This is a genomic window from Pedobacter sp. (genome assembly GCF_035317785.1).
Taxonomy (GTDB): Bacteria; Bacteroidota; Bacteroidia; order Sphingobacteriales; family Sphingobacteriaceae; genus Pedobacter.
Genome location: NZ_DATHGC010000149.1, coordinates 1 through 7,930, shown reverse-complemented (window position 1 = coordinate 7,930; position 7,930 = coordinate 1). Strand labels below are relative to the sequence as shown.

At 47.3% G+C, this 7,930-nt stretch carries 7 protein-coding genes; 6 read left to right on the top strand and 1 reads right to left on the bottom strand.

The window, feature by feature from the left end; genetic code table 11:
* The 5 genes from VK541_RS09360 to VK541_RS09340 all read left to right on the top strand — a co-directional run.
* The coding region (locus VK541_RS09360) for a DoxX family protein (protein ID WP_324369267.1) at positions 1-993 on the top strand (993 nt) is incomplete at its 5' end.
* Positions 994-1,016: 23 nt separating this feature from the next.
* Positions 1,017-2,603: a hypothetical protein gene (locus tag VK541_RS09355; RefSeq protein WP_324369265.1), complete on the top strand. Its 1,587-nt coding sequence runs from the start codon at positions 1,017-1,019 to the stop codon at positions 2,601-2,603.
* A gap of 2 nt (positions 2,604-2,605) precedes the next feature.
* Positions 2,606-3,544, top strand: a complete 939-nt coding sequence (locus VK541_RS09350; RefSeq protein WP_324369263.1) for a TIGR01777 family oxidoreductase — start codon at positions 2,606-2,608, stop codon at positions 3,542-3,544.
* A complete protein-coding gene (locus tag VK541_RS09345; protein WP_324369261.1) occupies positions 3,541-4,980 on the top strand; it encodes an NAD(P)/FAD-dependent oxidoreductase in 1,440 nt (479 codons plus the stop codon). Before VK541_RS09350 ends, VK541_RS09345 begins: the two co-directional genes overlap by 4 nt.
* A gap of 70 nt (positions 4,981-5,050) precedes the next feature.
* Positions 5,051-6,307, top strand: coding sequence for a YeiH family protein (locus VK541_RS09340; RefSeq protein WP_324369259.1), 1,257 nt, complete (start codon positions 5,051-5,053; stop codon positions 6,305-6,307).
* 77 nt (positions 6,308-6,384) lie between these two features.
* Here VK541_RS09340 and VK541_RS09335 read toward each other — a convergent pair whose 3' ends face one another.
* A complete protein-coding gene (locus VK541_RS09335) occupies positions 6,385-7,458 on the bottom strand; it encodes a glycoside hydrolase family 43 protein (RefSeq protein WP_324369257.1) in 1,074 nt (357 codons plus the stop codon).
* Positions 7,459-7,657: 199 nt separating this feature from the next.
* Between VK541_RS09335 and VK541_RS09330 the strand changes: the two genes are divergently transcribed.
* The coding region (locus tag VK541_RS09330; protein ID WP_414692615.1) for an OsmC family protein at positions 7,658-7,930 on the top strand (273 nt) is incomplete at its 3' end.

The window sequence follows — 7,930 nt, the reverse complement described above, 5'->3', positions numbered from 1 at the left end:
CTGGCATTTGTACTGGTCACCTATGGTTTCATCAAGTTCTTCCCGCTGCAAATGCCTTATCCGTCACTGAGCAACCTGCTCACCAACTATGGTGATTATTTTGCCTGGAAGATCTATTTTCAGACCGTGGGCATTGCGCCCAAATACGAATCCTTCCTCGGCCTTGTAGAGATACTGGCAGCTTTCCTGCTGTTCAACAGAAAGACCACCACTTTCGGAGTTGGGCTGATCTTTGGCTTTCTGGGCAACGTAGCTGTAGCCAATGGATTTTATAACATCGGGGAGCAGGTGCTCAGTACTTTCATTGTACTGCTGGCAACTTTCCTGTTCGTATATGACATGCCAAGGCTCTATGACCTGCTGGTCAAAGAAGTGCCTGCAAGGGCAAACAAATTTGTCTACCGGTTCAGTTCAGCTCGTGCAAAAAATCTCCGTACCGGACTGCGGGCAGCTTTCCTGCTTTTTGTGGTGGTATTTGCTTACAAAGCCTATGACAATTATACCAATGACCCTTATAAGATCCCGCACACACCGGGTCTGGACAAAGCCTATGGTTTTTACCAGGTCAAACAGTTCGTGCTCAATAAAGACACCATTCCCTATTCAAAGACCAACCCCAACAGGTGGCAGGATGTGATCTTTGAAAAATGGTCTACTCTGACCATCAAACAGAACCGCCCTGTAAAAATAGACTTCAGCAGCGGAGAGGAGGTTCATGAGAAGGACATCGACCGTAATTATGAACTGGCGGGTTTTGCCGGCCGGCATTATTTCTATTACGAAGCAGACACGGTAAACCATACGCTTTCACTGCAAAACAAAAATAAGAACCACCGCAGCGAGCGGCTGCAGCTAAAGTACGAACGTCCCAACGATTCTACGATCGTCTTGTCAGGCATCAATGAAAAACGGGATTCTATCCATGTGGTACTGGCTAAGGTCAATAAGAAATACATGATGTTTGAAGGCCGCCGCAAACCGGTTAAAATTTAGTGATCAATAAAAAAGGAATTGTTATGTCAACATTAGAACTAAACCTGGACACGCCCGCCTTTAAAGGAAACGGACAGTCAGGAGACAACAGCAAAGTCAGCCCTGCATCAAATGACAACAGCGTAGTCAATGCTTTGCAGGAGGGAGCAGAGACACCTTCCAGAACAACAGAGCCGTCTAAAAAACCCTGGACCAATATTCAGAAAATTGCCTTCAGGATAGGATTTTTATACCTGCTGTTCCTGTGCATCCCCACTTATCCGAAGTTTTATGAAGAGCTGTTCAGCCTTCGCTGGGGGAAGATCACCTATCACGATTTTCAGGGCATTGTTGCCTTCTGGCCGCCGCAGTTCGTCACCATAGAATCTGAAGAAGGCGTCTTTGGCCTGCTCAATTACATCAACCTGATCCTGCTTTTTGCTGGTGCAGCAGCAGGCGGGCTCATCTGGACAGCGCTTGATAAAAAAACAACCCAGTACAGCAAACTGTATTACTGGATCAGGGTACTGGCCCGCTATCGCCTGGCCTACGGCATGATCGGCTGGGGGCTCAAAAAAGCGTTCCCCATGCAAATGGTATTCCCTACGGTCGGTATGCTGAATACACCCTTTATTGACATGGCGGAAAAGAAACTGTACTGGTCCCACGTAGGCGTATCGTTCTGGTATACGGTGTTTTTAGGCTTTGCCGAGATCCTTCCCGGCCTGCTGCTGCTCAACAGGAAAACCTCACCGTTGGGTGCTGCGCTGGCAGCAGTAGTGACCTTCAACATTTGTATTGCCAACCATGCCTATGATGCCGGCGTTGCAGTTCCTGCTGCTTATTTTGCCATCATCGGGATTTTTATCGTATGGTATGACCTGCCAAAGATCTGGAACCTGGTGGTCAATGAAAAGGATATACAGCCTTACCGCTATCAGCCGGTGATCTCTGAGAAATGGCAGCGCAGACTGGCCTTTGGCGTAAAATGGACTTTCAATTTCCTGTTTGTACCCGTAGCCGCCGGTCTCTGGGCATATGGCTTTTTCTATGGCAACAACTACAACATTCCAAGTACAACCGGCCTGGCCGGAGCCAAAGGCTATTACAATGTCACTGAATTCAGGCTCAACAACAAGATCATCCCTTATACCCCGCAGGATTCTATCCGATGGCAGGACGCTACTTTTGAAGGCTGGTCATCGCTCAGCTACAAGACCAACAGGACTGCCATTGCCGACCGCATGATCGGGTATTCTCCGCTTCGTGTTAAAAACAATAAGAAGAATACGAAACTCAACCAGGTCAATACACAGGATTCAGACGAGCTGCAAAAGCTGAAGCAGAACCGCGACCTGGGAGTGACCCGATGGGAAGTAGGCGGTATGGCCGGCGAGCGCAGGTATTTCTTTTACAAGGCAGATATCGCCAGGCAAGTGCTCTATCTTCAGAATAAAAATAAGAACCATAAGGAAGAAACCCAGATATTGCACTACAGCAGGCCGACGGCAAACCGCATCATTCTGCAGGGCATTAACGAGTTCCAGGATTCGATCTATGTGGTGCTCGACAGATCTGATAAGAAATACCCGCTGGTAGAAGGAAGAACGGCCGCGGTAAAAGCATATTAAAAATGAGTACAAAAGAAACAGGCAGCACAGCGCCGGGCGACAAAATAGTGATAGCAGGAGGTACTGGCTTCTTAGGCGCCAGCATCATCAGTAAATTTAAAGATGCGAGGCTGGTTGTGCTCAGCCGTTCAAAGACCGGTCAGTACGGCTATGTCAAATACGTGCGCTGGGATGCCGTCAACCCGAGCGACTGGACAGCAGAACTGGAAGGCAGCAAAGCGATCATCAACCTGGTCGGAAAATCCGTCAACTGCAGGTATACTGATGCGAACAAAACCGAGATCATCAACTCCAGGGTAAATGCCACCAATGCGATTGGTAAAGCCATTCAGGGGCTGAAAAACCCGCCAGAGGTATGGGTCAATGCAGGTTCTGCCGCCATTTTCGGCAACTCAGGACCACAAATAAAAGATGAGCAATCCCCAACCGGAAATGGCTTTTCCCCCGATGTCTGCAAGGCCTGGGAAAAAGCATTTAACGCACATGATACCCCAAAAACCAGGAAAGTATTCTTACGGATCGGGATGGTGCTGCAAAAAGAAGGTGGTATCATAAAACCCTTCCTCAATTTGGTAAAATCCGGCCTGGGCGGAAAGATCGGTTCGGGCAACCAGTACATGACCTGGATCCATGACGCCGATTTTCAGGACCTGATCAAATGGGCGATTGATGAAAATGAGGCACAAGGCATTGTCCATGCGGCAAGTCCAAACCCCGTCACCAACAGTGAGTTTATGAAATCCATCAGGAAAGCTGCCGGTGTCGGTTTTGGGCTGCCAAACCCCGCATTTCTCATCAGGTTCGGCGCCATCTTTATCGGTACTGAAGCCGAGCTGGTACTGTCCGGACGGCGGGTGATTTCAACATTTTTACTACAAAAGGGATTTAAATTCAAATATCCATATCTTCACGACGCCCTGGACCAATTGATAAAAAAATGAGCAAAACAGAATTTGACGCAGTAGTAGTAGGCTCCGGTCCAAACGGTCTTGCAGCAGCCATTACCCTCCAGCAGGAAGGGCTTTCTGTGTTACTTATCGAAGGAAAGGACGTGATTGGCGGGGGATTGACCTCTGCTGAGTTCACACTTCCGGGATTTGTGCATGATGTCTGCTCAGCCATTCATCCACTGGCCATTGGCTCACCTTTCTTTAATACCCTGCCACTGGCAGATCATGGCCTGGATTACACGTTCCCGGATCTTGCCGCCGCTCACCCTTTTGATGACGGCACCGCTGCGGTCTTAGCAAGTTCCCTGGAGGAAACAGCAAGCCTGCTCGGACAGGACGAACAGGCTTATCTTGATCTTTTCAAGCCCCTGGTAAGAGACTGGCCTGATATTGCAGCGGATGTATTAGGACCGCTTCATTTTCCCAAACATCCGATAGCAATGGCCAAATTTGGCTTAAAAGCGTTGACATCTTCCACTTACCTTGCCAAACGTTTCAAGACCAGGGCGGCAAAAGGGCTTTGGGCAGGCATGGCTGCACATTCCATACAGCCGCTCACCAACCTGACCACCTCGGCAATCGGTCTGGTGCTCATGACGGCGGCACATCTCAAAGGCTGGCCCATTCCGGTCGGCGGCTCTAAAGAGATTGCCAATGCCCTGTCTTCTTACTTCATCTCCCTTGGGGGGCGGATCGAGACCGGCAGGTATATTAAATCATTGACTGAATTGCCTTCTGCTAAGATCGTGCTCTTTGATGTGACACCAAAGCAATTGCTGCAGATCGCCGGGCATAAATTTTCCAGCATTTACAAATGGCAGCTCGAGCGCTACCGCTACGGGATGGGCGTGTTTAAAATCGACTGGGCACTGGATGGCCCGATCCCTTTTACGGCACCTGAAGCCAGAAAAGCGGGCACGGTACACATCGGCAATACCCTTGAAGAAATTCAGCTGTCTGAGCAGTTAAGCTGGCAGGGTAAACATGCCGAAAAGCCCTTTGTCCTGCTGGCACAGCAAAGCTTATTTGACGATACAAGGGCACCCGAAGGGAAGCACACTGCATGGGCTTACTGCCATGTACCCAATGGCTCCGTAAAAGACATGACAGCCATCATCGAGCAGCAGGTAGAACGCTTCGCACCCGGTTTCAGGGACCTGATCCTAGCCAGACACATCATGAACACTGCACAGGTAGAAGAATACAATTCCAATTACATTGGCGGAGACATCAATGGCGGGGTCATTGACATCGGCCAGATCTTTACCCGCCCGGCACTCAGAAGCTCACCATACCGGACTTCCGCAAAAGGACTTTACATCTGCTCTTCATCCACACCGCCGGGAGGGGGAGTACACGGCATGTGCGGTTACCATGCCGCAAAGACGGCATTGAAAGACCATTTTTCAATTGTCCTTAAGAACTGATGCCCTAACATGCATTTCCTTATTTTGAATAAAAAGAATATAATTACAGAAACACGAATAATCAAATATAATGTCAGAACAAAAAAAACTAAGTATTCATGAAGATTGGGTGGTGGTCATACTGGGCGCCCTAATCATTTTAGTAAGTCTTGCAGGCTTGTTGCTTCCTGTGCCTGCTTTCAACTGGAAAGATACTTCGGAACTCTCTTCAGCCGTACTCTCTTCGGCTAATCTTGTTAATATCGGGCTGCAGTTTCTTTTCGTCATCGTAATCGCGATTATAGGTGCAGTTTTATCCGGAAAATCTGTGACCACTAACCTGAAAACTTTTCCTCTGGTCTATATCCTTACTATTTTAGCACTTATTATTGCCGGGAATGCTACGATCAAGTACTATGGCCTGGAAGCAGTAATATTCAGTTTGCTGATCGGCTTGCTGATTGGTAACTTCCTCAAACTTCCTGAATGGTTCAAATCTGCACTTTCTACGGAGCTGTTTGTCAAGATAGGTCTGGTGCTGCTGGGTACCAATGTGATCTTTGCTGATATTTTAAAAGCAGGGTCACTTGGCCTGATCCAGGCATTGGTCGTTGTGCTTTCCGTCTGGTATTTCGCTTTCTGGCTGTGCAAAAAAATGAAGATAGATGATGAGCTGACCATGATGATCTCCAGTGCCGTCTCTATATGCGGTGTGTCTGCGGCTATTGCTACCTCAGGTGCGATAAAAGGAGACTCCAAAAAATTATCTTATGTAATATCAATGGTGCTCATTACAGCAGTGCCGATGATGATCTTTATGCCTTATATCGCTGCTTATTTCCATTTTCCTCAGGCCGTAACAGGCGCCTGGCTGGGCGGTAGTATTGACACTACCGGTGCAGTCGTGGCTTCAGGCTCTTTGGTAGGTGAGGAGGCTTTAAAGATCAGTACCATTGTAAAGTTTTCTCAGAACGTACTGCTGGGGATTGCTGCATTCGCCATTTCAGTTTATTGGACTTATACCCAGCATCCGGCCGGGCAGGATAAAGCTACCAAGCCTACTTTGAAGGTGATCTGGGAGCGTTTCCCCAAGTTTGTGATCGGATTTGTAGCCGCTTCCCTGCTGTTCTCCTTCTTTGTGCCCCAGGAAACCATTAGTTTGGTAAAAGGCAGCTTAAAGAACCTTCAGGGGCTTTGGTTTGCACTGGCTTTTACCAGTATCGGGCTCGAAACCAATTTTAAAGACCTGTTTGGCAGGAACAGCAAAAGGCCTTTTTATGCTTTTTTAATTGCCCAGGGTTTCAACATCATTGTCACACTGATCATCGCATTCTTCCTGTTTAAATAGGTTTAAGCTATTTTTTCTGGAGATTGCATTATAGTATAAGTCCAGTTATATTAGTAAAGCCTGGACTTTTGCTTTATTTAAGGTTTAACAGGAACCGGCGGCGTGTCCAGCCCGAAGTGTCCGACAAGCTTATCGTATTCCGCTCTGGATATCGTGATCATTGCACCGTGACGTACCGATTTCGGGAAGGTATATTTATCCCAGTCGGTATCGGTATGACCTGAAGCCTGGTACCACGGCCCATTGAGGTTGTCTGCAATTGACAGGCCGTAGGATACACCAGGGTATTGTTCGTAATACAAATAAAACACTTTGTTGTCGGGGGAGGGTATGAGCATAGGAGCTTCCCTGAAATTGGGGCTTATCGGAGCTGATGGCTCAGAATATGGCCCGGTTAAGGACTCAGAACGACTAATGCGTATGGTTTTGCCCGTAGTCCAGTAGAGGGTAGGGTAGGTTTCGTCTTTTAAAATGGCAAAATACTGGTCGCCGACCTTGCGGATGATCGCATCAATGGTGCCCATATTAAAGTCAAACAAACGTGTAGGATGCTCCGAAAAAGTTTTCAGGTCTTTTGACAATACATAGAGTGTGCGCTGGCTTGCCCAGTAACGCTCTGCATCCTCTTTGGTGCCCTGTTTGTGCGGAGTATGCCAGCTGATGAGGTATTGTTTGGTAGACTCGTCATAGTATATCTTAGGTGCGCCCATGCGATTGAGGTTGTCGCCGTACTCAGGTGTACTTTTTAGATCAGGTGTGTAGGTGGTTAGCTTTTCCCAGGTGATCAGGTCGGCAGAGACCCAGATGTTGATGATGGGTGAAGAATCGCTCACGTTCCCTACTAGATAGTAGCGGCCATCATGTCCCTTAGTGATATCAGGGTGCCCTTTATAATCAGGCAGCACCCGCTGACGTTTGTTGAGTGTTTTCCAGTGAAGGCCATCGGTACTGACACTGTAGTACAGCCGGCCATAGTCCTGGTGGGTCATATGCGCAAATAAATAAGCCTGGTTTACTGCTGCCTCTCCTTTTTTTACCTGCCCCGGTGGGTTGGGCTGCTGCGCATAACCGCTAAGGCTGAATGCGGCTAGTAAAATGATAAAAAGTCCTTTTGCCGTTTTTGGCTCGTTTACTGGGTGAACAGGTTCCATTTTGGTTTAATTTATTGCTGTAACTGGATGGTAACTTATCTAAACACAGATAGATGTACTAAAGTAAGGATATAAAATGACTGGTTTTTGTAACAATTATAAATTAGGGAACGACATAAATGCTGATGATTTTTAAATGCTTTTTATTGTAATAAAAGCAGAAGAATGCTTAATTTGGAGTAACCAAGTAGAAATAGTTATGACGAAAGCACACCAATATCAGACGAGTCTTGTATGGACAGGCAACAAAGGATCAGGAACAATGGACTACCGGTCATATGACCGCAGTTATGTAATATCTGTAAACAACAAACCGGATATTTTAGGGTCTTCGGATTCCGCATTTATGGGCGATAAGAGCAGGTATAATCCTGAGGATCTGCTGGTTTCTTCCTTGTCATCCTGCCACATGCTGTGGTACCTGCACCTTTGTTCTCAGAATGGAATTATCGTGCTTGATTATAAAGACAAT

What these genes read in the sequence shown, in the direction of transcription:
- VK541_RS09335 (WP_324369257.1), bottom strand. Translation starts at nt 7,458, where the DNA reads ATGGAACCTGTTCACCCAGTAAACGAGCCAAAAACGGCAAAAGGACTT.
- VK541_RS09355 (WP_324369265.1), top strand. Translation starts at nt 1,017, where the DNA reads ATGTCAACATTAGAACTAAACCTGGACACGCCCGCCTTTAAAGGAAAC.
- VK541_RS09350 (WP_324369263.1), top strand. Translation starts at nt 2,606, where the DNA reads ATGAGTACAAAAGAAACAGGCAGCACAGCGCCGGGCGACAAAATAGTG.
- VK541_RS09340 (WP_324369259.1), top strand. Translation starts at nt 5,051, where the DNA reads ATGTCAGAACAAAAAAAACTAAGTATTCATGAAGATTGGGTGGTGGTC.
- VK541_RS09345 (WP_324369261.1), top strand. Translation starts at nt 3,541, where the DNA reads ATGAGCAAAACAGAATTTGACGCAGTAGTAGTAGGCTCCGGTCCAAAC.